The 21,708-nt window shown below is 65.9% G+C and carries 19 protein-coding genes; 6 read left to right on the forward strand and 13 right to left on the reverse strand.

The window, feature by feature from the left end; translation table 11 throughout:
- Position 1: 1 nt before the first annotated feature.
- On the reverse strand, positions 2 to 2,053 hold the full coding sequence (locus tag ACTEK7_RS05500; protein ID WP_463671650.1) for a putative bifunctional diguanylate cyclase/phosphodiesterase: 2,052 nt from the start codon (positions 2,051 to 2,053) through the stop codon (positions 2 to 4).
- 17 nt (positions 2,054 to 2,070) lie between these two features.
- Positions 2,071 to 3,183, reverse strand: a complete 1,113-nt coding sequence (locus tag ACTEK7_RS05505; protein ID WP_225146781.1) for an ABC transporter substrate-binding protein — start codon at positions 3,181 to 3,183, stop codon at positions 2,071 to 2,073.
- 226 nt (positions 3,184 to 3,409) lie between these two features.
- Between ACTEK7_RS05505 and radA the strand changes: the two genes are divergently transcribed.
- The 5 genes from radA (at position 3,410) to ACTEK7_RS05530 (ending at position 9,583) form a co-directional block, all read left to right on the forward strand.
- The gene (radA, locus tag ACTEK7_RS05510) at positions 3,410 to 4,855 is read left to right on the forward strand and encodes a DNA repair protein RadA (RefSeq protein WP_036022683.1); all 1,446 of its coding nucleotides are present in this window, start codon (positions 3,410 to 3,412) and stop codon (positions 4,853 to 4,855) included.
- Positions 4,856 to 5,022: 167 nt separating this feature from the next.
- Positions 5,023 to 5,652: a CvpA family protein gene (locus ACTEK7_RS05515; RefSeq protein ID WP_036000794.1), complete on the forward strand. Its 630-nt coding sequence runs from the start codon at positions 5,023 to 5,025 to the stop codon at positions 5,650 to 5,652.
- Between the two features lie 29 nt (positions 5,653 to 5,681).
- Positions 5,682 to 7,205, forward strand: coding sequence for an amidophosphoribosyltransferase (purF, locus tag ACTEK7_RS05520; RefSeq protein WP_225146643.1), 1,524 nt, complete (start codon positions 5,682 to 5,684; stop codon positions 7,203 to 7,205).
- A gap of 138 nt (positions 7,206 to 7,343) precedes the next feature.
- Positions 7,344 to 8,084 (forward strand): SDR family NAD(P)-dependent oxidoreductase, encoded by a 741-nt coding sequence (locus ACTEK7_RS05525; protein WP_225146642.1) that lies wholly within the window; start codon positions 7,344 to 7,346, stop codon positions 8,082 to 8,084.
- 275 nt (positions 8,085 to 8,359) lie between these two features.
- A complete protein-coding gene (locus ACTEK7_RS05530; protein ID WP_036000868.1) occupies positions 8,360 to 9,583 on the forward strand; it encodes an ABC transporter substrate-binding protein in 1,224 nt (407 codons plus the stop codon).
- Positions 9,584 to 9,722: 139 nt separating this feature from the next.
- Here ACTEK7_RS05530 and ACTEK7_RS05535 read toward each other — a convergent pair whose 3' ends face one another.
- From ACTEK7_RS05535 to ACTEK7_RS05575, 9 genes are all read right to left on the reverse strand, one after another.
- The gene (locus ACTEK7_RS05535) at positions 9,723 to 10,979 is read right to left on the reverse strand and encodes a TCR/Tet family MFS transporter (protein ID WP_225146641.1); all 1,257 of its coding nucleotides are present in this window, start codon (positions 10,977 to 10,979) and stop codon (positions 9,723 to 9,725) included.
- Positions 10,976 to 12,358, reverse strand: coding sequence for a ribosome biogenesis GTPase Der (der, locus tag ACTEK7_RS05540; protein ID WP_225146640.1), 1,383 nt, complete (start codon positions 12,356 to 12,358; stop codon positions 10,976 to 10,978). The genes ACTEK7_RS05535 and der overlap by 4 nt, the downstream gene beginning before the upstream one ends.
- A 125-nt stretch (positions 12,359 to 12,483) precedes the next feature.
- Entirely contained in the window at positions 12,484 to 13,038 is a 555-nt protein-coding gene (locus tag ACTEK7_RS05545) for a hypothetical protein (protein WP_225146639.1), read from the reverse strand.
- Between the two features lie 31 nt (positions 13,039 to 13,069).
- On the reverse strand, positions 13,070 to 13,723 hold the full coding sequence (locus tag ACTEK7_RS05550; protein ID WP_225146638.1) for a tetratricopeptide repeat protein: 654 nt from the start codon (positions 13,721 to 13,723) through the stop codon (positions 13,070 to 13,072).
- A 165-nt stretch (positions 13,724 to 13,888) separates the two neighbouring features.
- Positions 13,889 to 15,481, reverse strand: a complete 1,593-nt coding sequence (locus ACTEK7_RS05555) for a class I adenylate-forming enzyme family protein (RefSeq protein WP_225146637.1) — start codon at positions 15,479 to 15,481, stop codon at positions 13,889 to 13,891.
- Positions 15,482 to 15,553: 72 nt separating this feature from the next.
- Complete coding sequence (locus ACTEK7_RS05560) at positions 15,554 to 16,138, reverse strand: NnrU family protein (RefSeq protein ID WP_225146636.1); 585 nt, start codon at positions 16,136 to 16,138, stop codon at positions 15,554 to 15,556.
- Between the two features lie 70 nt (positions 16,139 to 16,208).
- Positions 16,209 to 16,787, reverse strand: coding sequence for a hypothetical protein (locus ACTEK7_RS05565; RefSeq protein WP_225146635.1), 579 nt, complete (start codon positions 16,785 to 16,787; stop codon positions 16,209 to 16,211).
- 76 nt (positions 16,788 to 16,863) lie between these two features.
- Positions 16,864 to 17,841, reverse strand: coding sequence for an ABC transporter substrate-binding protein (locus ACTEK7_RS05570; protein ID WP_225146634.1), 978 nt, complete (start codon positions 17,839 to 17,841; stop codon positions 16,864 to 16,866).
- 57 nt (positions 17,842 to 17,898) lie between these two features.
- Positions 17,899 to 19,521, reverse strand: a complete 1,623-nt coding sequence (locus ACTEK7_RS05575) for a peptide chain release factor 3 (RefSeq protein WP_036034125.1) — start codon at positions 19,519 to 19,521, stop codon at positions 17,899 to 17,901.
- A gap of 159 nt (positions 19,522 to 19,680) precedes the next feature.
- Here ACTEK7_RS05575 and sugE point away from each other — a divergent pair, with 159 nt between their 5' ends.
- Positions 19,681 to 19,995, forward strand: coding sequence for a quaternary ammonium compound efflux SMR transporter SugE (sugE, locus tag ACTEK7_RS05580; protein WP_036022660.1), 315 nt, complete (start codon positions 19,681 to 19,683; stop codon positions 19,993 to 19,995).
- Here the strand turns inward: sugE and ACTEK7_RS05585 are convergent.
- Positions 19,988 to 20,992 (reverse strand): inorganic phosphate transporter, encoded by a 1,005-nt coding sequence (locus tag ACTEK7_RS05585; RefSeq protein ID WP_036022657.1) that lies wholly within the window; start codon positions 20,990 to 20,992, stop codon positions 19,988 to 19,990. The genes sugE and ACTEK7_RS05585 overlap by 8 nt on opposite strands.
- A gap of 12 nt (positions 20,993 to 21,004) precedes the next feature.
- Positions 21,005 to 21,649: a DUF47 domain-containing protein gene (locus tag ACTEK7_RS05590; protein WP_036000836.1), complete on the reverse strand. Its 645-nt coding sequence runs from the start codon at positions 21,647 to 21,649 to the stop codon at positions 21,005 to 21,007.
- Positions 21,650 to 21,708: the final 59 nt, after the last annotated feature.

Consider the following 21,708-nt stretch of genomic DNA (forward strand, 5'->3'; position numbering starts at 1 on the left):
CTCAGACAGCGAATTCGGGGGTGATCGATGGGCCGTCAGAGACGACGCGGCTCGCCACGGCCGGCTGCCCGTCGAGCCATTGCAGCACGGCCTCGAGTGGCTGCGGCCGCTGATAGAGGAACCCCTGCCCGAGCCGCACTCCGATCTCGCGCATGGCCTCCGCCTGCTCGGCGCGCTCGATGCCTTCGGCGACCAATGTCAGTCCCAGCGTGGCGGCGAGCGAGGCGATGACGCCGACAATGGCCTTGTCCTCGGCGCTGTCGGGGATCTCGCTGATGAACGCCTTGTCGATCTTCACCTTGTCGAGCGGAAACCGGCGCAGATGGGCGAGCGAAGAGTAGCCCGTGCCGAAATCGTCGAGCGCGATCGTGGCTCCCAGGCGCCGCAGGCGATGCAGCGTTTCGGAGGCGCTGGCGATGTTGTTGATCAGCGACCCTTCCGTGATCTCGAGCTCGAGCATCGATGCCGCGACACCGAAGCGCGCACAGGTCGCGCGCAGCTCGGCGGCGAGCGAGTGGTCGGCAAGCTCGGACGGCGGCAGATTGATCGCGATCCGCAGCTGCGGCCTGCCCGCAGCGGCCAATTGCTGCAAGGCCCGGCAGGCATCGGTCAGCACGTAGCGGGTCAGCCGCGCATTGTTCCCGCTGCGCTCGATCAGCGGCAGGAATTCGCCGGGGCCGATCACGCCGTGCTCGGCATGGCGCCAGCGGATCAGCGCTTCCAGACCGACGACCTCATGGCTATCGAGATCGACCTGGCTCTGGTACCAGACCTCGAATTGGCCCTCGGCGAAGCCGGTGGGAATTGCGAGCTCGAGATCCCTGCGGCGGCGATAGTCGCGCTGAAGCGCTTCGTCCAGCACGGCGACCGTGCCGGGCGCCTTGCTCTTGGCGTGATAGAGCGCGATGTCGGCCAGCGTCGGCAGATGCGACAGTTCCGGATCGTCGGCGTGGCGCACGGCAAGGCCGATGCTGGCGCGCGGCACCACCTGCTTGTCATGGAGGCGGATCGGCTCGGAAATGGCATCGAGCACGCGTTGAGCGAATGCGTGCGCGGCCTGCTCGTCGCTCACCTCGGGGCGAATGACGACGAACTCGTCGCCGCCGAGCCGGGCGACCCAATCCTCGGCTTCGACCGCGCGACGAAGGCGCTGCGAAATCTGGACCAGGAACGCATCGCCGGCCTCGTGACCGAAGGTGTCGTTGATGCCCTTGAAGTCGTCGAGATCGATGAAGCAGAACGCGACCAGCGTATCCGGCGCGCCTCCATTCTGGCTCGTCACGGCGAGGCGCTCGGTCAGGGAGCGCCGGTTCGGCAGCCCGGTGAGCGGATCGTGCGTCGCCATGTGCCCGAGCCGGTCCAGCGCGCCCGACGTCGTGTGCTGCATGGCGTTGAAAGCGCGCGCGAGCTGCCCGAATTCGTTCGAGGACGTGACATCGGCCGGATAGGCCCGGCCGTCCTGCTTGCTGCGCTGGATCGCCGACATCATGGCCGCGAGCGGCCGGCCGATGAAGATGTTGGCGGAGATGCGCATGGCGATCAGGGTCGCGAACGTTGCGAGCAGCCCGACGACGAGCAGCAGCATCAGGCGGCTGCCCGCATCCGCGTACAGCGTCGCACGCGAATACGCGATGGCGATGCGGCCGGCCTGAACGGCCATATTGCCGTTGCTGTAGTGGATCGGGTGCGAGACTTCGGCGACCGACTGGCCTTGGGGGCGCGCGACCACGCGGGCGATCGCAGCGCCGGTATCGTCATAGACGGCCGCCGCCGCAATGGTCTCGTCGTGCATGATCTCGTTGAGCACGCCCGTGACCTGGTCGTAGCGCATCTTCCAGAGCGGCTCGGCGATCAGCTCGGCCCGGCTCTCGGCGACGCGGGCCATGCGGGCGTCGAGTTGCCTGAGCTGCGACCAGAAGCTCGATGCCTCGACGCCGGCGGAGGCGAGCAATTGCACCAGCAGCAGAACGGGCACGGTGGCCCAGATCATCGCGTGGACGACCGAGCGCAAGCGCGGCGGCGCTGCCTGCTCGTTGCGATCCGGCTCGGTCATCGCCTCATCCTTGCGCATCAGTCGGCAACGCCTTCGGCGACCGGCAGCGACGAAATGAGCGCATCGAGGGAAAAGTCATATTGGCCGCAGCGCCCGGCCTTCGCCCGGAACCGCGCGAAGTCGATCCGGTCGAACGCACGGGTCTTGATGAGGTCGCCGACCGAAGCGAGATTGTCGCGCGTGATCGCCGACGTCTTGACCTCGACGCGGGGCGAGACGGCAGCAAAATCGCAGCCATCGGCATAATCGCGCAGGAGAACGACGGACCAGCCGCCGAGCAGAAAATGCCCGCCATCGGTCAGGAGCATGCGGCCCGCCTTGATCTCGCGCAGCGCATCCTCCGACCAGTTGAGGCCGACCACCTGGATGTTCTCGCCGGGCACGAGGCCGGCGGCGATCGCCGCGCGCAGCGCGCCCAGCGCCATCGGATCGTTTCCGGCCCAGATCCCGGCGGGCCGGATCTGCTTGCGCGCGGCCCAGCTCAGGTAGTTTGCCGTGACCCGCTCGGCCTCGGACTTCGTCCAGTTGGCGAACAGCATGCGGTCCACCACGACGTCGGACGCAGCATCCACCGCGAGCGTGAGGCCGGCGTTGCGGGCGATCGAGGCGGGCGTGGTCTCGTCGCCACCGATGCCAAGAATGTGGATCTTGCCGTCCGCGCTCTGCCATTTCTCGGCACGCGCCGCCGTGATCAGCGCATTGGCCATCCGCGCGCCCGCGGTCTGAAGATCGGTCGTGATGTCGCCGAGCCAGGTCTTGAGCTTTTGCCTCGGCGGTCCAAGGCGCACCGCGTCCTCGCCGATCAGCGTGTTCGAAAGCAGCAGCGTCTTGACGCCCGCGGCTTCGGCCGCCTCCAGGATGGGAACGGCGGCGGATTCCTCGTTCGACAGGATGAGGAAGTCGGGCTTGTCGGGACGGGCCACCACGCCGAAGCCGAGCTCCTGCATGGTGCGGTGGTTCCGCTCGCTGGTCAGCACCTCGACATGGGCATTGAGCTTGCGGCCGGCGGCCTGCATGGTCTGCGCGACCATGTCCCAATAAACCTCGCCGGACTTGCCGGGATTGACGAAGACGATGTTGAGCGGCTTGGCGATGCTACCGCCAACGGACCCGAAGACGCCGCAGGCCATGCCCGCCGCGAGCAATATTCGCAGGAATCTCGTCAATTTCGCCGCCCCCATTGGTTCCGAGATTGGACCCACGTCCGCTAAGAATTGGCAAAATCGCACCGGGCACAGCGGCGCAGGGCTAACGAAAGGTATATCTCCCGTGCCGAATTGAGATATTCGAAGCGCCGGCGATCGGCCTGCCAATCCGTGCTATCAGCACATCTGAAACCCGCGACTCGCGCTCCGCATGGCCAAATCCACACTGTCCTTCGTCTGCCAGAACTGCGGCGCGGCCTATAACCGCTGGCAGGGCAAGTGCGAGTCCTGCGGCGAGTGGAATACGCTGGCGGAAGAAGACACCAGCGGCAGCGTGCCGGTGTCGATCCGCTCCAAGCGCAAGGGAAGAACCTTCGCGCTGGAGAGTCTCGCCGGAAAGAGCCCGGATGCGCCGCGCCTGTCCTCGGGGATGACAGAGCTCGACCGCGTCACCGGCGGCGGCTTCGTGCGCGGCTCGGTGCTGCTGGTCGGCGGCGATCCCGGAATCGGCAAGTCGACGCTGCTGACGCAGGCGACCAGCCTGCTCGCGCGCGCCGGCCACCGCGTCGTCTACATCTCCGGCGAAGAGGCGGTCGCCCAGGTGCGCCTGCGCGCCGAGCGGCTCGGGCTGTCGGACGCGCCGGTGCAGCTCGCGGCCGAGACCTCGGTCGAGGACATCGTCTCGACGCTGTCGGAGGGCGCGGTGCCCCGGCTGATCGTGATCGACTCGATCCAGACCATGTGGACCGACACGGTGGAATCGGCGCCTGGCACGGTGACGCAGGTGCGCGCCTCGGCGCAGGCGCTGATCCGCTTCGCCAAAAAGACCGGGGCCGCCATCATCCTGGTCGGCCACGTCACCAAGGACGGCCAGATCGCCGGCCCCCGCGTGGTCGAGCATATGGTCGATGCGGTGATGTCGTTCGAGGGCGAAGGCTCGCAGCAATTCCGCATCCTGCGCGCGGTGAAGAACCGCTTCGGACCGACCGACGAGATCGGCGTGTTCGAGATGACGGGCCTCGGCCTGCGCGAGGTCACCAACCCCTCCGAGCTGTTCCTGTCCGAGCGCGACCTCGGCACGCCCGGCACCGCGGTCTTTGCCGGCATCGAGGGCACGAGGCCCGTGCTGGTCGAATTGCAGGCACTGGTGGCCCCGACCTCGCTCGGCACCCCGCGCCGGGCCGTGGTCGGCTGGGATCCGAGCCGGCTCTCAATGGTGCTGGCGGTGCTGGAGGCCCATTGCGGGGTCAAGCTGTCCGGCCACGACGTCTATCTGAACGTTGCCGGCGGCCTTCGCATCCACGAGCCCGCGGCCGACCTCGCCGCCGCCGCGGCCCTGGTGTCGTCGCTGGTTAATGCGCAGTTACCCACCGATGCCGTCTATTTCGGCGAAATCTCGCTGTCGGGCGTGGTGCGCCCGGTGGCGCAGACCCCGGCCCGGCTCAAGGAAGCGGCAAAGCTCGGCTTCCAGCGCGCCGTGCTGCCCGAATCGGCACGGGGCGATGCGGGCGGCGATGCCGGACTGTCCCTGAATGCGGTGAACAGCCTGACGACATTGGTGGCCGAGATCGCAGCGCGGGGCTCCCGCCGGGGCGAATCCGGTGCACAGCCAGAGAAAAATGCCACACCGGCCAGATTCCGCCGCGGAGAGGGTTAGGTGGAGGTGACGCCGGAGGCCTCCGCCGCTATACAGCCGTCACAAAAGCAGCATGGGATTGCGTGGTTGCGGCCTTGCCGGGAACGCCGTCTGCCCTTCTTTTAGGGCAGCGGCCAAGCACCGATTCGCTAGAGCACCTTTGAAGTACGAGCGGACCAGACCAGCCGATGCCAGTAACCATCCTCGACCTGATCCTGCTCGGTGTGATGCTGATCTCGGGCCTGCTCGCGATGGTTCGCGGCTTCATGCGCGAAATCCTGTCGATCGCGGCCTGGGGTGCCGCGGCGATCGTGACGCTGTATTCGTTCTCGAAGCTGCTGCCGACCGCCAAGACCTATTTCAACAACGACACGGTCGCGAGCGTCGTCGTGGTGGCCGGCGTGTTCATCGGCACCCTGGTCGTGGTCTCCGTCATCACGGTCCGGATCTCCGACATGATCCTGGATTCGCGGATCGGCGCGCTGGATCGGACCCTCGGCTTCCTGTTTGGGCTGGCTCGCGGGCTTTTGATCGTCGTGGTCGCGTTCCTGTTTTTCACCTGGCTGGTGCCGGACAAGCAGCGCCCCGACTGGGTCAGCGGGGCCAAGTCCCGCGTCGTGCTGCAGGGAACCGGCGATTGGCTGATGGCCCTCTTGCCTGACGACCCCGAGAACACCATCTTGAAGAGATTCAAGAAAAACAAACCAGATGATGATCAAGCTGAATCCGAGCAGCAGCCTTCGGGCAGTGGCGACGGGTACAGTAAGTCGGCTCGTGACGGCATGAAAAAGCTGATCGAGAAACCTGCGGCGCGTTGATAGGGCCCCAAAAGAGAGGCGAGAACGAGATGCGACACCCTGACCAGGACGCCCTGCTTGATCTCGATCCAAACGCCGGTCCAGGCCCGGCGGCGCTTGAGCTTCAGGACGATCTGGAAGGCGATACGCTGCGCGAGGAATGCGGCGTCTTCGGCATCTACGGCCACCCTGATGCGGCCGCCATCACCGCGCTCGGCCTTCACGCCCTCCAGCACCGCGGCCAGGAGGCCGCCGGCATCGTCTCCTACGACGGCAGCCGCTTCCACTCCGAACGCCGCCTCGGCCTCGTCGGCGACACCTTCTCCCGCCGCGAGGTGATCGACCGCCTGCCCGGCAATGTCGCGGTCGGCCATGTCCGCTACGCCACGACCGGCGCGACCATCCTGCGCAACGTGCAGCCGCTGTTCGCCGAGCTCAATGCCGGCGGTCTCGCGGTCGCTCACAACGGCAACCTCTCCAACGGCCTGACGTTGCGCCGCGAGCTCGTCAAGAACGGCGCCATGATGCAATCGACCTCCGACACCGAGGTGATCCTGCACCTGGTGGCGCGCTCCAAGCGCGCCCGCTTCATCGAGCGCTACATCGACGCGCTGCGCGAGATCGAGGGCGCCTATGCGCTGGTCTCGCTGACCAACAAGAAGCTGGTCGGCGCGCGCGATCCGCGCGGCATCCGCCCGCTGGTGCTCGGCGAACTCGACGGCTGTCCGATCCTGACCTCGGAGACTTGCGCCCTCGACATCATCGGCGCCCGCTTCGTGCGCGACATCGAGCCCGGCGAAGTCATCGTGTTCGACGAGAACGGCCAGGACATCCACAAGCCGTTCCCGCCGATGGCGCCGCGCCCCTGCATCTTCGAATACATCTACTTCTCGCGGCCGGATTCCATCGTGCACGGCCGCTCGGTCTACGAGGTGCGCAAGAATTTCGGCGCGCAGCTGGCGCGTGAGAGCCACGTTCCGGTCGACGTCGTGGTGCCGGTGCCGGATTCCGGCGTGCCGGCCGCGGTCGGGTACAGCAAGTATTCCGGCGTGCCGTTCGAGCTCGGCATCATCCGTAACCATTATGTCGGCCGCACCTTCATCCAGCCGACGCAGGCGATCCGCGAATCCGGCGTGCGCATGAAGCATTCGGCCAACCGCGCCGCGATCGAAGGCAAGCGCATCATCCTGATCGACGACTCGCTGGTGCGCGGCACCACCTCGAAGAAGATCGTGCGCATGATGCGCGATGCCGGCGCCAAGGAGGTGCATTTCCGCCTCGCTTCGCCACCGATCCTCTACCCTGACTATTACGGCATCGACTTGCCCGATCGCGGCGGCCTGCTGGCTGCGACGCATTCGCTGGAGGAGATGCGCGAGCTCATCGGCGCCGACTCGCTCGCCTTCCTGTCGATCGACGGCATGTACCGCGCCATGGGCGAGCCCGGCCGCGATCCCGCCAATCCGAAGTTTGCCGATCACTGCTTCACCGGCGTCTATCCGACCCACCTCACCGACCAGACCCAGACCGAGCCGCAGCCGCGGCAATTGTCGCTGCTGGCGGAGGCGAGCTGACCAAGGATCGTCCCCGGGGCTCATCCGAGACTTCTTTTCGTCATGGCCGGGCTTGTCCCGGCCATCTTCGTCTGTAATACCCGCCGCAAAGAACGTGGATGGCCGGGACGAGCCCGGGCATGACGGAAGTATTCGACGATGACCAAACCTCTCGCCAACCGTATCGCTCTCGTCACCGGCGCCTCGCGCGGCATCGGTTTCGCCACGGCAATCGCACTGGCGAAAGCCGGCGCGCATATTGTGGCCACCGCGCGCACGCAAGGAGGGCTGGAAGAGCTCGACGACGAGATCCGGAAAGAGGGTGGCAGTGCCACCCTGGTGCCGCTCAACCTCACCGATTCCGACGGCATCGCGCGTCTCGGCGCCGGCCTGCACGAGCGCTACGGCAAGCTCGACATCCTGGTCGGCAACGCCGGCGTGCTCGGTCCCTCCTCGCCGATCGGCCATATCGAGCTGAAGACCTTCAACGACGTGATCGCGGTGAACGTCTCCGCGAACTTCCAGCTGATCCGCTGCATGGAACCGCTGCTCAGGCAATCCGATGCCGGCCGCGCCGTGTTCATCACCTCGGGTGCCGCCAACAAGGCCACCGCTTACGTCAGCCCCTACGCGGCCTCCAAGGCCGCACTGGAGACGCTGGCGCGTGCCTGGGCGCAGGAAACCGCAAACACGAAGCTGCGCGTCAACCTGTTCAATCCGGGCCCGGTGCGCACCCGCATGCGGGCCACCCTGATGCCCGGCGAGGATCCGGCGACGCTCGACACGCCCGAGCAGGTCGCAGAATTCATCGTGCCGCTGTGCGCGCCCGACTGGACCGAGACCGGCAAATTCTACGATTACAAGACCCGCACCCTGATGAGCTTCCGCGCGCCGGCCTGATTGCCCTCCGACGCCTTGGACGTCATGCCGGCGGTAATGTCCGTACCGCCGAGTTCGATACCGGAAAGCACATTTAGAATTTCAAGCCGACATCGAACGCGCTGAAATAGCGTCTCAACGCATTTTGCCCAAAAGTTAACCGATGGATGACGCTACGACGCAGCGTCATCCGGCTTTAGGTGCATTGCCGTCGGCCATGGGACACGGTAGAGCGTCAATTGGAATAAGGCTCCCGAAGAGAGCCGTCCGCATATTTGACAATGGAGGAAGCCTTTATGACGATGCCCGCACGCCGCGCCGCGGCTCTTTTGGCCTGTGCCGCTTTCGGCTTTGCCACATCCGCCTTCGCGCAAGACAAGACCATCAAGATCGGCGTGCTCAACGACATGTCGAGCCTCTATGCCGACATCGGCGGCCCGAACTCGGTGGCGGCAGTGAAGATGGCGGTCGAGGATTCCGGCCTGAAGGCCAAGGGCTGGACCATCGAGGTGCTCTCCGGCGATCACCAGAACAAGCCCGACATCGGCGTCAACATCGCCCGGCAATGGATCGACGCCGACAAGGTCGACGCCATCGCCGACACGCCGAGCTCCGGCGTCGCGCTCGCGGTGAGCAACCTCGTCAAGGAAAAGAATGCGGTGCTGCTCAATTCGGGTGCGGCCACCGCCGACCTCACCGGCAAGGCCTGCACGCCCAACACCGTGTCCTTCACCTACGACACCTACATGCTCGCCAACGGCACCGGCAAGGCGCTGACCAAGGCGGGCGGCGACAGCTGGTTCTTCCTAACCGCGGATTATGCCTTCGGCCATGCGCTGGAGCGTGATACCGGCGCGGTCGTCACGGCGACCGGCGGTAAGGTGCTCGGCGGCGTCAAGCACCCGCTGAACACGGCCGACTTCTCCTCCTTCCTGCTGCAAGCGCAGTCCTCCAAGGCCAAGATCATCGGCCTTGCCAATGCGGGCGGCGACACCACCAACGCGATCAAGCAGGCCGCCGAGTTCGGCATCGTCCAGGGCGGCCAGAAGCTCGCCGCGCTGCTGCTGTTCATCAACGACGTGCACTCGCTCGGCCTGAAGACCGCGCAGGGCCTGACCTTCACCGAGTCGTTCTACTGGGACCTCAACGACCAGACCCGCGAATGGTCGAAGCGTTTCCAGAAAGTCTCGCCCAAGGGCTCGATGCCCTCGATGACGGTTGCGGGCCTCTACGCCGAGATCCTGCATTACCTGAAGGCGATGGAAGCGCTCGGCAGCAATCCGCGTGACGGCGCCAAGGTCGTCGCCAAGATGAAGGAGCTGCCGACCGACGATCCGCTGTTCGGCAAGGGCCCGCTGCGCCAGGACGGCCGCCGCCTCATCCCCGCCTATCTGTTCGAGGTGAAGAAGCCCGAGGAGTCGAAGGGGCCGTGGGACTATTACAAGCTGGTCGCCACCATCGCGCCGGAAGATGCGGCCAAGCCGCTCAAGGACAGCGACTGCCCGCTGGTGAAGAAGTAGGATCGTAGGGTGGGTTAGCATGCGGCTGCGCAAAGCGCAGTCCGCTGGCGTAACCCACCTCTTCCGCCTCCGCGGAAATGAAAGAGGTGGGTTACGCCTCGCGGTTTGCGCTTCGCGCGAACCGCGAGGCTAACCCACCCTACGAGACTGTCCTGGTCGCACCCAGCGACCGCACCGCGATCGCCACGCACACCACCATCAGCACCGCGGCGAGCAGGAACGGGGCGCCGGGCAGATGCAGCGGCGCGCTGGCGCCGATGAAATAGGAAAATGTCAGCGTGAACAGGAACGGGCCGACGAGCTGCGACACGCTCTGCACGCTCGCGGTTGCGCCCTGCAGCTGGCCCTGCTGATCCGGCGCGACGAGCCGCGTCGTCAGCGCTTGCGAGGCGGCACCAGAGATGCCCCACAGCGCCAGAATGGGAATCCCGAGCCACGATAGCGGTCCGGTCGGCGCAGCGCCGAGGACGACGAATCCGATCGCGCCGCAGCAGAGGCCGAGCAGGAGCGCGTTGCGCTCGCCGAGCGCATGCACGATGGGGCCGATCGCAAAGCCCTGCACCACCATGGCGCAGATGCCGACCATGGCGAGCGTCAAGCCCACCGTCTTGGCATCCCAGCCGTAGCGATAGGTCGCGTAGAGCACGAAGGTCGAGGGCAGCACGACATGGGCGACCTGCGCGATAAAGTTGACGATCGACAACGCGGCCAGCAGCGCGTCGGACCGCAGCAGATGCAGCGCTCCGAGCGGACTGGCGCTGCGCCAGCGCAGCGGCGCGCGCTTGTCGGGCGCAAGCGACTCCGGCAGCACGAACAGGCCATAGAGCGCGTTGGCGAAGCTCAGGGCCGCCGCGGCCCAAAACGGCAGGCGCGGATCGATGTCGCCGAGCAGGCCGCCGAGCGCTGGCCCCAAGATGAAGCCGGCGCCGAAGGCCGCGCCGATCCGGCCGAAGACCGCCGCACGCCGTTCCGGCGGCGTGATGTCGGCGATATAGGCGAAGGCGGTCGAGATGCTCGCCGAGGTGATGCCGGAGATCACGCGGCCGATGAACAGCCACGCAAGCGACGGCGCCAGCGCCATCAAGACGTAATCGGCTGCGAGCCCGAAATTCGACAGCAGCACCACCGGCCGGCGTCCGAAACGATCGGACAGCGCACCAAGCACCGGCGAGAACACGAACTGCATCAAGGCCCAGGCGGTGCCGAACAGGCCGAAGATGCGCGCGGCATGTGCGGTGTCGTTGTGGACGAAGCTTTCGATCAGCTTCGGCAGGACCGGCATGATCACGCCGAGCGCGACCATGTCGAGCAGGATGGTGACGAAGATGAAGGCGACCGCGCCGCGGCGGGCCGGCGCTGCGTCCTGCACCACCGCCTCGCCGGCACCGTCGCTCACGATGGCCGCTTGCGCTTGTGCGCGAAGGGATTGGCCTTCTCGCGCAGCGTGATGCGCACCGGCGTGCCCGGCAGCTCGAAGGTCTCGCGCATGGAATTGGTGAGATAGCGCAAGTAGGATTGCGGCACGGCGTCCGCGCGCGAGCAGAACAGCACGAAGCTCGGCGGCCGGGCCTTGGTCTGCGTGATGTAGTTCAGCTTCAGCCTGCGGCCGGAGACCGCCGGCGGCGGGTTGGCCTGGATCGCCTGCTCGAACCAGCGATTGAGCGCCGAGGTCGGCACGCGCCTGTTCCAGATCGCATAGGCGTCCTGGATCGCCTGCATCAGGCGATCGATGCCCTCGCCCATCAAGCCCGAGACGGCGACGATGGGCACGCCCTTGAGCTGCGGCAGCCAATGATCGGCATCGCGGCGCAGGCCGGAGATCGCGCCGCCGCCCTTGGTCTCCATCAGATCCCATTTGTTGACGGCGAGCACGACCGCCCGTCCCTCGCGCTCGATCAGGTCGGCGATGCGCAGGTCCTGCTCCTCGAAGCGGTTCTGCGAATCCATCATCAGCACGACCACTTCGGCAAAGCGCACCGCGCGCAGTGCATCCGCAACCGAGAGCTTTTCCAGCTTCTCCTCGATGCGCGAGCGCCGGCGCAGGCCCGCGGTGTCGAAGACGCGGAAATCGCGGCCCTTCCAGTTGATCTCGACCGCGATGGAATCGCGCGTGGTGCCGGCCTCGGGGCTGGTCAGCAGCCGCTCCTCGCCGAGCAGATGGTTGATCAGCGTCGACTTGCCGGCATTGGGCCGGCCGACGATCGCGACCCGGATCGGGCGCGTCGCGGCCTCTTCCTCGGAAAGCTCCGCATCATCCTCGTCCTCATCCTCGTCGACGGGTTCGGGCATTAGCCTCGCGAGCGCGTCGTAAAGCTCGCCCATGCCCTCGCCATGCTCGGCCGAGATCTGGATGGGATCGCCGAGGCCGAGCGCGAACGCTTCCATCGCGCCGGCATCGCCGTGCTTGCCCTCGCTCTTGTTGGCGATGAGCAGCACCGGCTTGTCGGCCTTGCGGGCGAAATCGGCGAAGGCGCGATCGGTCGGCGTCAGGCCGATGCGGGCATCGATCACGAAGAACAGCGCGTCGGCCTGCGCGATCGCGGTCTCGGTCTGCTCCTGCATACGCGCGGTCAGCGAGCCCTTGGCGCCCTCGTCGAGGCCGGCGGTATCGATGATGGTGAAGCGGAGATCACCGAGCCTGGCCTCGCCTTCGCGGCGGTCGCGGGTGACGCCCGGCAGGTCATCGACCAGCGCGAGCTTCTGCCCAACCAGGCGGTTGAACAGCGTCGACTTGCCGACATTGGGCCGGCCGATGATGGCGATCGTGAAGGACATCGGTCATTCGTGCGCTGCCGAGGCTGCGCCTGTCAATGCAACGGGAAATATTGTTTGAGCATGATCTTTTCGGAAAACCGCTTCACACTTTGCGCTAGCGCGGCCCTCCGGGTCCGGATCATGCTCTAGCGCGAGAAGCTGCCGCTCGGCAGCGGTGCCGGGAAGGCGCTCTGCGATTGCTGCTGCGGGGGCTTGGTCGGCTGCGCCTGCTGGGTCGGCTGCGCCTGCTGGGCCGGCTGATCTGGCGGCGGCGCGGTGGTGCGCCTGCGGACGATCTTGTGCTTGGGCGGCGGAGCGGACGTCGCCGGCGCTGCCTCCGGCTGCGCCTCGCCGTCGACCTCGCCGACGGGTACCTCGGCCGGCGCGGCGGACTGCTTGGTATTCTTTGCCTTGGCCCCCTTTGCCGGCTTGGCCGGCTCCGGCTCCGCAGGCAGGGCCGCGACGGCAGGTGCGTTCGGGTCGGGCTGCTGCTGCTGTGCGCCTTTGTAGAGATCCCTCGGCACGCCCTGCTCGAGCCCCGGCACACCCTCGGGGAAGACCGGCTTGCGGTCGCCCGGCAGCTTCTTCTTGGTGTCGAGGAAGTCGAGCAGATCGCTCGGATCGAAGCTGGAGCAGCCGCCCAGGACGCCGGTGAAGGCGATCAGGACGGCGGCTGCGATCAAGCGTGGCGTGCGGCGCATCTTGGTGTCTCGTTACGTCAGAGAACCGTCGTCAGCTTTTGGCGACGGGCGGCAACAAAGCCTGGAGCGCCTCGGCGCGAGAGCGCAGGCCGGGCGGCGTTTCGCCGTCTCCGTCAATCGCCTCGAGCCATTTGCGGGCTGCAGTCATGTCGTTGTTGCGCCAGGCTGACAGCGCCAGCATCTCGCGGGCGCTGTGGCGGAAGGTCGATTTCGGCGCAGCCGACGCTTCGAGCCGCTGCTGCATGTCGGCGTAGCCGGCGCTGTCGAGCAGGAGCCCCGCGGCGCGGATCTTGGCCAGATCCTGCCACTCGCCGCCAATGCTGCGGTCGGCGGCGATGTCGTCATACATCTTCGCAGCGGCCTTGGGATCGCGGCTCGCGGCCTCGGCCGCAGCACGTAGCCGCGCCAGGGTGCGATAGCCGGACGGCGCCTTGGCGGCGAGCTCGGTGAAGGCCTTCTCGGCGTCCTCATGCTTGCCCTGCTCGGACAGCTCAATGGCCTTCTCGAAAGCGGCGCCCGCCTCGGCGGCCTTCTTGGCCTCCAGGTACCTATAACCCTGCCAGCCACCTACGCCGGCGACGATCAGCACCATCAGCGCGATGAAGTAGATCGAATACTTGTCCCACAGCTTCTTGAACTGTTCGCGACGTACTTCCTCGTTTACTTCGTCAAATAATTCAGACACTTATGCCAATCCCATGCCCGTCCGGGTGCGCGCGCCAAAGCGTTCGCGTCAGGAATCCCGTCCCCGTGTGGCGGCGAGGTAGCCTAACGATATGGCGGTGGCAAGGCAAAGCGAGCCCGATCAAGGCGTTAACCACCCGGGACATCCCGGATGCCCCTGCCGGGCTCAAGCTCCCAGCAGCTCCCGCAGCTGGCGCTTCAGCACCTTGCCGTTGGCGTTGCGTGGCAGCGGGTCTGCCGTGATCGCCATGGTTTCGGGAACCTTGTAGTCGGACAGGCGCTCGGCGCACCAGGCGCGCAGGTCCGTATCGGTCACCGGCTGTCGCGTCACCACCACGGCATGGACGCGCTCGCCCAGCACCGGGCAAGGCCTGGCAATGATCGCGCTCTCGACCACGGCGGGATGGCCGGCCAGCACGGATTCGACCTCGGCCGAATAGATCTTCAGGCCGCCGCGATTGATCATGTCCTTCTGCCGGTCGAACACGCGAACGAAGCCTTCCGCATCGACCGAGCCGAGATCGCCGGAATGCCAGAATCCGCCCGTGAAGCTTTCGGCGGTGGCCTTCGGGTTATTCCAGTAGCCCTTGATCACGGAGGCGCTCTGGATCCAGAGCTCGCCGATCTCGCCGGGAGGCAGCTCGCGCCCGTCCGGGCCCATCACAGCGATGCGCGCGCCGGGACACGGCAGACCGACGCTGTCGATATGGCGCTCGGTCAGCTCGCCCGGCATGATGGTCGAGGGCGAGGTCGTCTCGGTCGCGCCGTAGCAGTTCATCAGCTTCAGGCCAAGAATCTTCGCCTTGAGCTTCTCGATGGTGGCGACCGGCATCGGCGCGCCGCCGAAGCCACCGATCCGCCAGCTCGACAGATCATAGCCGTCGAAGTCGGGCTGGAGCAGGCAGAGATTGTACATCGCCGGCACCATCACCGTGTAGGTGACGCGCTCGCGCGAGGCGAGCTTGAGGTAATCGGCGGCCTTGAACTCGGGCATGATGATCAGCGTCCCGCCGCAGCGGATCATGGTCGTAATGTTGGCGACGACGCCGGTGACATGGCCGAGCGGCACAGCTGCAATCGAGCGATCGACCTCCGTCAATTGCAGGCAGGACACGAACACCATCGAGGAATGGACGATGTTGCAATGGGCCAGCATCGCGCCCTTCGGCTTGCCCGTGGTGCCGGAGGTGTAGAGGATCATCGCGGTGTCCTCTTCGCTCACCTCGATCGGTGCCGATGCCGGAGCGTTTTCGGCGAGCGAAGAGAAGCTCGACCGCGCGGCATCGTCATCGATGGCAATGCGACGGATCACATCGGGCACGTCCTTTGCGTCGGGCAGTCGCTCGGCGATCGAGGCCTCGTGGATCAGGATCTTCGCGCCGCAATCGGCGAGCACATAGGCGATCTCCGGCTTCTGCTGGCGCGTGCTGAGCAGCACGGTCACCAGCCCCTCATGTGCCGCGGCAAACAGCAGCAGCGGAAACTCGATGCGGTTGCCGAGCAGGATGGCGACGCGATCGCCACGCTGCAATCCGAGCTTACGCAATCCCGCAGCGATCCGTGCCGCCTGCTCCGCTGCCTGCCGCCAGCTCAGCCGGACATTGCCGCAGATCAAGGCTTCGCCATCGGCATTGCGGCCGCGCGCCTCCGCGATCATCGCCCAGAGGCTCGATGGCCGATCGCAAAATGCCGGCACCACCCGCTCGCCAAAACGCGACTCGAGCCGCATCGGCGGGATCTGAGATTGCGACCAGTCCATGGGATGCCCTCGGCTTGTTGCTCTCGTTATCTTCCCCGCACGGTCAGGCGAGCCCCGTCTTGCGCCGATCGGCTAGACCCCGATCACGGGCACACCGATCACCACCGGATGGAAGGCGAAGGCCAGGGCCAGATAGGCGACCACGCCGACCGCGACCGCGATCAGATCGTTGGTGGGGCCGCCGACCGGAATCGGCGGGGCACCGGCGTCGGTGCGAGCTTTCAGCGAGATGCGGTCATAGACCGCCCAGGCGAGGAACGAGCCGAACAGGATTATGGAGCCGAGATCGCCATTGGCGAGCAAATGCGCCGCGGCCCACAGCTTGATGCCAGCCAGCATCGGATGCTTCAAGGTCGCGTAGATGCGGCCGCGTAGATACGAGGCGACCACCAGGATCACCGCGGGCAGCATCAGCGCCAGCGCGATGTGCTTCATCGCCTTCGGCGGATACCAGACATCGATCCAGCCGGAGCTGCGGTAATGGGCATAGCCCCAGATGATCAGCACCAACCCCGCCAGTGAGACCGCCGAATAGAGGAGCTTGTAGGTCCCCTCGCCCAGCCTCGCGATCGCCTGCGCGCGCGCCTTCCGTCTGGTTGTGAAAATATGGGATGCAAAAAACAGCACCAGCCCCAGGATCATGACCAGCAGACCCACGACATCCTCCCCGCAAAGCAGCCCCCGCCACTGAGGTATCATCGATCGGCCGATGCTCGCAACTCGCGCGCTATTTGCCGAGCTCCCGATTGTCGACATAACGGATCGCGATGGGCCGCCCGGCCAACGCCCCGCCGAGCCCGCTGGTCAATTTCAGCGGCAGACAGGCCTTCAGCGATGCATTGATGGCGTTCAGATAGGTCGTCCGGGTGTCCGCCGGCACGCCCGCAGTCGCGTATGTGAGGCGCGGCGGGCCGATCAGGCCACCGGCCTTGTTGAAGCTGAAACGCACCGACATCTGCATGCCCGCGCGCGCATGGTCCAATGGCGGCGACCAGCAGCTGCGCAGCGCGGCGAAGAGGTCGCCGATCGTGTCGAGATCGTGATCGGGCTTCCGGTATTTGGCGCGGTCGGCCTCGGCAGGCACGCTCTCGATCGTGAGCTGGAGGTTCTGGCCGTAAGGGTAGTCGATCTCGGGAATACAGGGGCCGGGCTCGAGCGGGCTGCAATAGGATGGCGTGCAGGGCTCGCCGTCGAGCACGCTGCAAGGCTCGTGCGCGAACGGAATCGGATTGATCTGGCGTCGCTGCGCGTCGGCGGCGATCGAGGTCATTGCCAGCAAGGCAAGAACAAGAATGCAGCGCCACATGTACCGGGACCGCAATGGCATTTGCAACAGGTGGCGACGGCTATGAAAGCTTCAAGGCTGGCCGCGATGGTTCGCTTCACTCGACAATCTGATCCGCTTGCGCCACCAGCGTGGGCGGTAAATTCAGCCCCAACGCATTGGCTGTCTTGAGATTGAGCAGGAACTGGAATTCATTCGGTTGTTGGACTGGCAAGTCTGCGGGACGGGTTCCTCTCAAGACGCGGTCGACATAATCCGCCGAGCGACCGACGAGCTGCGTAATCGAGACTCCGTAAGACATCAGCCCGCCGTCCGTGACGAAGGACGGGAACGGATACATCGCCGGCAGACGATGCGCGGCCGCCAAGTTCAGAATCAATTGCCGATGAACGAGTGGAAATGCGTCGGGAAAGATCAGCAGCCCGCCGTCTGGCTGCTCTGCAAAGCGGGAGATCGCCTGTTCGAGCTCGGCGGCGTTGGGCGCCGGCGCCGGAACGAGCTGGAGCTGGACTGCCGGAATGGCCGCTTCCACGGACGGCATCAAGATCATGGGCGCCGTGCGCGGATTGAAGATTGCGGCAACCCGTCGTATCGCCGGGGCCGCCTGCTTGAGCAATTGCAGCCACTTGCCGGCCATTTCAGGCTCGAAAGTCGTGAAGCCCGTGATATTTCCGCCCGGCTTGCCCAGGCTTTGGACGAAACCGGCACCCACGGGATCGGCAACGACCGTGAAGATGATCGGCAAGGTCGGCGCGCGTCGCCTCAGGGCTTCCACAGAGGGAGTGCCGATTGCCAGAAGCACATCCGGCCCCCACTTCACGAGCTCCGCCGCCTGGGCATCGGCAACATTCGGATCGCCGGCCCACCAGCGATACTCGATATGGATGTTGCGCTCCTGTTCCCAACCGAGTTCACCCAGACGCTGTCTCAGTTTCTGGTAGCCGGCCTGGCTCTCCGGATCGCTCGACCTGCCTCCCGCCAACACACCGATCCGCCGCACATTCCCCTGCGCGGATGTGCTCAGCGGATAGGCCGCCGCGCCTGCAACGAGCATGATGAATTCGCGCCGCCTCATGACCGTCGACCTCGCTATGCGTTGCCGTCCTGCATCACGGAGAACGTCTGGGAAACATTACCCCTTTTTCTTGACGTCCTTGACGTTGCTGAACTCGATACCCTCGGCACGCTCCTTGGTGTAGCCGAGGTAGAACTCGTTCCGGGCGAGATAGACGGGATCGCCGTCGACGTCGTCGGCAATGCTCGAATTATTGGCGGCGATGAAGCTGTCGAGCTTCTTGCGGTCCTCCGAGGAGACCCAGCGCGCCAGCTGGAACTCGCTGACCTCGAACTCGACCGGCAGCGAATATTCCGCCTCGAGCCGGGCCTTGAGCACGTCGAGCTGCAGCGCGCCGACCACGCCGACCAGCGCCGGGGCGCCGTCGCGGGGGCGGAACACCTGCACCACGCCCTCTTCCGACATCTGCTGCAGCGCTTCCTTCAGCTTCTTCGCCTTCATCGCGTCGGTGAGACGGACACGGCGGACGATTTCCGGCGCGAAGCTCGGCACGCCGACGAAGTTGAAATCCTCGCCCTCGGTCAGCGTATCGCCGATGCGCAGCGTGCCGTGGTTGGGAATGCCGACGACGTCGCCGGCGAAGGCTTCGTCCGCGACCGAGCGGTCCTGTGCGAAGAAGAATTGCGGGCTCGACAGCGGCATGCTCTTGCCGGTGCGCACGAGCTTGGCCTTCATGCCGCGGCTGAGCTTGCCCGAACACAGGCGCGCAAACGCGATGCGGTCGCGGTGGTTGGGATCCATGTTGGCCTGGATCTTGAACACGAAGGCGCTCATGCGCGGATCGGTGGCCTCGACCTTGCGCTGGTCGCTGTCCTGCGCGCGCGGCTCGGGCGCAAACTTGCCGAGGCCCTCCAGGAGGTCTCCGACGCCGAAATTACGCAGCGCGCTGCCGAAATAGACCGGCGTCAGGTGGCCTTCGCGGAACGCGTCCAGCTCGAACGGCTTCGACGCCTCGGTGACGAGCTCGAGCTCGTCCTTCACGGCGGAGACGTCGAGATTGGCGTTGAGCTTGGCGAGCTCTTCGATCTCGATCTCGAGCGCCGCGCCGGTCTTGGCGCCGCCGCCTTCGAGCAGGCGCACGCCGCCATTGACGACGTCATAGGTGCCGAGGAAGTCGCGGCCGCGGCCGACCGGCCAGGTCATCGGCGTGGTGTCGAGCGCCAGCGTCTTCTCGATCTCGTCGAGCAGCTCGAACACGTCGCGGCTCTCGCGGTCCATCTTGTTGATGAAGGTGATGATCGGGATGTCGCGCAGACGGCACACCTCGAACAGCTTTCGGGTGCGCGCCTCGATACCCTTGGCCGCGTCGATCACCATCACGGCGGAATCGACCGCCGTCAGCGTGCGATAGGTATCTTCCGAAAAGTCCTCGTGGCCCGGCGTGTCCAGCAGGTTGAAGACGAGGCCTTCGAACTCGAAGGTCATCACCGAGGTCACCACCGAGATGCCGCGTTCGCGCTCGATCTTCATCCAGTCCGAACGCGTGTTGCGCCGCTCGCCTTTGGCCTTGACCTGGCCGGCGAGGTTGATAGCGCCGCCGAACAGCAGCAGCTTTTCGGTCAGCGTGGTCTTGCCGGCGTCGGGATGGGAGATGATCGCAAAGGTCCGCCGCCTCGCCACCTCGGCGGCAAGCGGGGAACGGGCCGGCGATTCGGCTGTGGTGGCGGCGATGTCGGACATGGCGGGAGCGTGTGGCAGGGAAAACGGGCCTGATCAAGCCTCATTTGGTGATTGCGGAGACTTCCGGCCAGCCCCATATCCCCCCTTTTGGGAGGACGACCTCCCTGCCCATCAGCACACCAGCCGCGGGGACGACCCTGCCTTGAATGGAGGGTCGTCATGGCCTGGAGCATCCTGTTCGTCGCCGGTCTTCTCGAGATCACCTGGGCCATCGGCCTGAAATACACCGAGGGCTTTAGCAAGCTTGTCCCGTCCGCGGTCACGCTCGCGGCCATGGCCGGCAGCGTCATCCTGCTCGGATTTGCGCTCAAATCCCTGCCCGTCGGAACCGCCTATGCGGTCTGGACCGGCATCGGCGCGGTCGGCACCGCGACGCTCGGCATGGTTCTGTTCGGCGAGCCGGCGACGGCCTTCCGCCTCGCCAGCATCGGCCTGATCGTCGCCGGCATCATCGGACTGAAGCTCGTCACTTGACGAGCTGGACCACCCACCAGGTCAGCGCGGCCACGATGCCTGAGGCCGGGATCGTGATCACCCAGGCATAGACGATCGAGCTTGCGACGTTCCAGCGCACGGCCGAGACGCGGCGGGCGGCGCCGACGCCGACGATGGCGCCGGTGATGGTGTGGGTGGTCGAGACGGGAACCCCGAGATAGGTCGCCATGAACAGAGTCACCGCGCCCCCGGTCTCGGCGCAAAAGCCCTGCATCGGGGTCAATTTCGTGATGCGCAGGCCCATGGTGCGGACGATGCGCCAGCCGCCCATCAGCGTGCCCAGCGCCATCGCCGCCTGGCACGACAGCACCACCCAGAACGGCACCGAGAACTCGCTGCCGAGATGGCCCTGCGAATAGAGCAACACCGCGATGATGCCCATGGTCTTCTGCGCGTCGTTGCCGCCATGGCCGAGCGAATAGAGCGAAGCGGAGACGAATTGCAGGATGCGGAAGGCGCGGTCGACCGCGAACGGCGTCGAGCGCACCGAGGCCCAGGACACGATCGCAACCAGCGCCATTGCGAGCAGGAAGCCAACCAGCGGCGACAGCACGATCGCCAGCACGGTCTTGGACAGGCCGCTCCACACCGCGGCCGAAATACCGGCCTTGGCCAAGCCGCCGCCGACGAGCCCGCCGATCAGCGCGTGCGACGACGACGATGGAATGCCGAGCGCCCAGGTCACGAGGTTCCAGACGATGGCGCCGACGAGGGCTGCGAAGATCACCTGGGCGTCGACGACCGCAGGATCGATGATGCCGGTGCCGATGGTCTGGGCGACGTGCAGCCCGAACACCAGGAAGGCGATGAAATTGAAGAACGCGGCCCAGAACACCGCGAATTGCGGTCGCAGCACGCGGGTCGAAACGATGGTCGCGATCGAATTGGCGGCGTCGTGCAGGCCGTTCAGGAAATCGAACAGCAGCGCGACGGCGATCAGGCCGACCAGGACGGGAAAAGCCAACGCAGCATCCACGGCGGCCCTGCCCTACACTTGCTCGATGACGATGCTGTTGATCTCGTTGGCGACGTCATCGAAACGGTCGGCCACCTTCTCGAGATGGTCGTAGATCTCGACCCCTACGATGAAATCCATCGCATTGCCGTCGCGATGCTTGAGGAACAGCTCCTTCAGGCCGATGTCGTGGAGATCGTCGACACGGCCCTCGAGCTTGCCGAGCTCCTCGGTGATCGCGGTCAGCATGGCGACGTTCTTGCCGATCTCCTGCATCAGCGGCAGCGCACGGCCGACCAGATTGGCGCATTCGATCAAGAGTCCGCCGATCTCGCGCATCGGCGGCTCGAAACTGCGCACCTCGAACAGCATCACGGCCTTGGCCGTCTGCTGCATCTGGTCGATGGCATCGTCCAGCGACGTGATCAGGTTCTTGATGTCGCCGCGGTCGAACGGGGTGATGAAGGTGCGGCGCACCGCCGTCAGCACCTCGCGGGTGATATTGTCGGCGTCGTTCTCGAACTGGTTGACGCGCTGGCAATAGACCGGCGTCTCCTCGCCCCCGTTGAGCATGCCCTGGAGCGCGACCGCGCCCTGGATCACGGTCTGGGCATGGCGGTCGAACAGGTCGAAGAACCGCTCTTCCCTGGGCAGGAACGCACGAAACCATCGCATCATGGGGGTAGGCTACCGGTTGGAAATGGTCAGGCCCGTGAGGGCTGTCATAAAACTGTCAT

The sequence above is a fragment of the Bradyrhizobium sp. JHI2711 genome, from assembly GCF_056156565.1.

Coding starts and splice junctions, on each gene's coding strand:
- ACTEK7_RS05545 (WP_225146639.1), bottom strand. CDS start 13,038: ATGCGCCGCACGCCACGCTTGATCGCAGCCGCCGTCCTGATCGCCTTC.
- ACTEK7_RS05570 (WP_225146634.1), bottom strand. CDS start 17,841: ATGAGGCGGCGCGAATTCATCATGCTCGTTGCAGGCGCGGCGGCCTAT.
- ACTEK7_RS05575 (WP_036034125.1), bottom strand. CDS start 19,521: ATGTCCGACATCGCCGCCACCACAGCCGAATCGCCGGCCCGTTCCCCG.
- ACTEK7_RS05500 (WP_463671650.1), bottom strand. CDS start 2,053: ATGACCGAGCCGGATCGCAACGAGCAGGCAGCGCCGCCGCGCTTGCGC.
- sugE (WP_036022660.1), top strand. CDS start 19,681: ATGGCCTGGAGCATCCTGTTCGTCGCCGGTCTTCTCGAGATCACCTGG.
- ACTEK7_RS05525 (WP_225146642.1), top strand. CDS start 7,344: ATGACCAAACCTCTCGCCAACCGTATCGCTCTCGTCACCGGCGCCTCG.
- ACTEK7_RS05530 (WP_036000868.1), top strand. CDS start 8,360: ATGACGATGCCCGCACGCCGCGCCGCGGCTCTTTTGGCCTGTGCCGCT.
- ACTEK7_RS05565 (WP_225146635.1), bottom strand. CDS start 16,787: ATGTGGCGCTGCATTCTTGTTCTTGCCTTGCTGGCAATGACCTCGATC.
- radA (WP_036022683.1), top strand. CDS start 3,410: ATGGCCAAATCCACACTGTCCTTCGTCTGCCAGAACTGCGGCGCGGCC.
- purF (WP_225146643.1), top strand. CDS start 5,682: ATGCGACACCCTGACCAGGACGCCCTGCTTGATCTCGATCCAAACGCC.
- ACTEK7_RS05590 (WP_036000836.1), bottom strand. CDS start 21,649: ATGATGCGATGGTTTCGTGCGTTCCTGCCCAGGGAAGAGCGGTTCTTC.
- der (WP_225146640.1), bottom strand. CDS start 12,358: ATGTCCTTCACGATCGCCATCATCGGCCGGCCCAATGTCGGCAAGTCG.
- ACTEK7_RS05555 (WP_225146637.1), bottom strand. CDS start 15,481: ATGGACTGGTCGCAATCTCAGATCCCGCCGATGCGGCTCGAGTCGCGT.
- ACTEK7_RS05505 (WP_225146781.1), bottom strand. CDS start 3,183: ATGGCCTGCGGCGTCTTCGGGTCCGTTGGCGGTAGCATCGCCAAGCCG.
- ACTEK7_RS05515 (WP_036000794.1), top strand. CDS start 5,023: ATGCCAGTAACCATCCTCGACCTGATCCTGCTCGGTGTGATGCTGATC.